Genomic DNA, 2,397 nt, shown 5'->3' with positions numbered 1-2,397 from the left:
GGCGGGGACGGGGGACAGCTGTACCGCCACCGGCAGTTCGAAGTCCGGGGTGTCCGGCGGCAGCGGCAGCCGCATGGTGGCTGCGCGCAGCTCCTCCTCGTCGACGTACACCTCGTGGTGAGGCTCGCTGCCCGGCGCGGTGTTGTGGACGAGCTCCCAGAGCGTGAGCGCCGAACCGTCGGCGAGCAGCCACGTGTGCCGGTACGTCTCCCGGTGCAGGCCCGCGCTGTGGTGCGCGGAGTGCAGCGAACCGTCGTGCGCCAGCGCGCAGTCCAGACGCCTTATCGTCTCGTCCGGTAGCTCGAAGGAGTTCAGGGCGCGGCCGAGGAGTCGCGCGAGGTGCTCCTCCGGAGACTCGGGCGAGTCGTGGGGTTCGTACGCTGCCGTCTCGTACGGAACGCTCAAGGTTTCTCCCGGCGTTGCTGCATGTCACCTTGTGGGTGCATACGGTAGCCCCTCGGTCGGACATCATGTCCGGGAACCGAGAAAACGTACGTCCGGGAAAACGCCCGGGCCACGCGAAAAGTTCCCGCGCGGCCCGGTCGGCCCGTCAAAAACCCCAGCTGGGGTGGTCTTTCAGGTGGTCAGGAGGCGCTGCCCGAGACCCACTGGCTCCAGGCCACGTTCCAGCCGTTGAGCCCGTTGTCCGGCGCCACCGTCTTGTCGGGGGAGTTCTTCACGATCACCACGTCCCCGATGAGGGAGTTGTCGTAGAACCACTTGGCCGGCGTGCTGCCGCCCGCGCCCTGGACGTCGGCGAGACCGACGCAGCCGTGGCTGGTGCCCTGGCGGCCGAAGGGCGGGTTGCCCTTGTTGTACCAGTAGTTGCCGTGGATGAACGTGCCCGACGTCGTCAGACGCATCGCGTGCGGTACGTCCGGGATGTCGTACTCCCCGCCCAGCCCGACCGTCCGGCTGTTCATCCGGGTCTGGACGAACTTCTCGGAGATCACCATCTGCCCGTTGTACGTGGTGTGCTCCGGGCTGCCCGCCGAGATCGGGATCGTCTTGACGGTCTTGCCGTCCCGGACGACCGTCATGGTCTGGGTGCCGGCGTCGACCGTGGAGACCTGGGAACGGCCCACCGTGAAGGTGACCGTCTTCTTCTGCACGCCGTAGACGCCGTTAGCGCCCTCGACCCCGTCCAGGTCGATTTTCATCGTGACCTTGGAGCCGGCCTTCCAGTACTCCTCCGGCCGGAAGTCGAGCCGCTGCCCGTTGAACCAGTGCCCGACGACCTTCTGCCCACTGCTGGAGGAGACCGTGATGTGCGACTGCACGGCCTTCCGGTCGGTGATGGCCTTGTCGAAGGTGAACGACACCGGCATGCCCACGCCGACCGTCGTGCCGTTGTCCGGCGTGTACGTCCCGATGAAGCTGTTCGACGACGTCACCGTCGTGAAGATCGAGTTGGCCGCGGCCGTCCGGCCGTCCGAGTCCTTCGCGGTCGCCGATATCCGGTACTTCGTCCCGCGCTCCAGCTGCTCCTTCGGCTTCCAGACCTTGCCGTCACCGGAGACCGAACCCGCCACGGTCTGCCCGCTGCCCGCCACGGTCATCTTCACCTCGGTCAGCTTCCCGTCGCTGACCTTCACGCCGGTCCTGTTGATGGACGCGCCGGTCGAACCGTCCTTCGCCGAGATGGCGATTTTCGCCACGGACGTCTTCGTGCCGCCCTTGCCGCCTTTGCCGTCGTCATCGGCGTTGGCGCTGCCACCGCAGGCGGTGAGGGTCAGGGCGCCGACCATCAGGGCGGCACAGGCCCCCAGAGTGCGCCGCGCTGAAATGTTCGGCGTTGTCACGGGCTGCTCCCAGTTCATGTGATGTTGCGTGATCCGCTCCAGTACGTGAGGGAAGAGGGGCCGGGGAGCCGGCCGGGTTCCGTCCGTTCCCCATGAAGGCCGTCACGTGACAGAACCGCGACAAAAACCGGTTCAGTTGGGGATCCGCTGTGCCCGCAGGCCCGTTCAGCCCCCCGCGTACAGCTCCCCGTATGACGGCCACGCCCCGCCCGGACCGTCCACCGGGTCCGCCGCCCGCACGGCCCGGACGATCGCGCGTGTCACCATGTCCGCACCCGCCGCGAGGATCTCGTTCAGGGCGAGCGGGTTCGCGGCGTCCATCGCCCGCTCACCCGTCGCCAGGGCGAACACCGTGTCCCCGTCGTTGAGGAGATGCACCGGACGCACCGCCCGGGCGATGCCGTCGTGCGCCGTGCCGGCCAGCTTCTGCGCCTGCGCCTTGGACAGATCCGCGTCCGTGGCGACCACCGCGAGCGTCGTGTTGAGCGGCGGCGGCGTATTCCTCGCGGCCGTCTCGGCGAGGCGCCGCCGCGCCCGCGCGTGCACCTGTGCCGCCGGGTACTCCACCCGCCCCTGGAACAACTCCCCGTACAGC

3 protein-coding genes are annotated in these 2,397 nt (G+C 68.5%); all 3 read right to left on the bottom strand.

Features of this window, described 5'->3' with window-relative positions; translation table 11 throughout:
* A partial coding sequence (locus C1J00_RS42140; RefSeq protein WP_245936729.1) for a DUF6227 family protein occupies nt 1–405 on the bottom strand: 405 nt, incomplete at its 3' end.
* 179 nt (nt 406–584) lie between these two features.
* Nucleotides 585–1,802 carry a L,D-transpeptidase gene (locus C1J00_RS42135; protein ID WP_180989900.1) on the bottom strand — a complete coding sequence of 406 codons (1,218 nt, stop codon included), beginning with the start codon at nt 1,800–1,802 and terminating at the stop codon, nt 585–587.
* Nucleotides 1,803–1,967: 165 nt separating this feature from the next.
* On the bottom strand, nt 1,968–2,397 hold a 430-nt coding region (locus tag C1J00_RS42130; RefSeq protein WP_180989899.1), incomplete at its 5' end, for a P1 family peptidase.

This window comes from Streptomyces cahuitamycinicus (genome assembly GCF_002891435.1).
GTDB classification, from domain to species: Bacteria; Actinomycetota; Actinomycetes; order Streptomycetales; family Streptomycetaceae; genus Streptomyces; species Streptomyces cahuitamycinicus.
The sequence above is the reverse complement of the archived record's forward strand: the minus strand, read 5'-3'. Positions and strand labels throughout refer to the sequence as shown.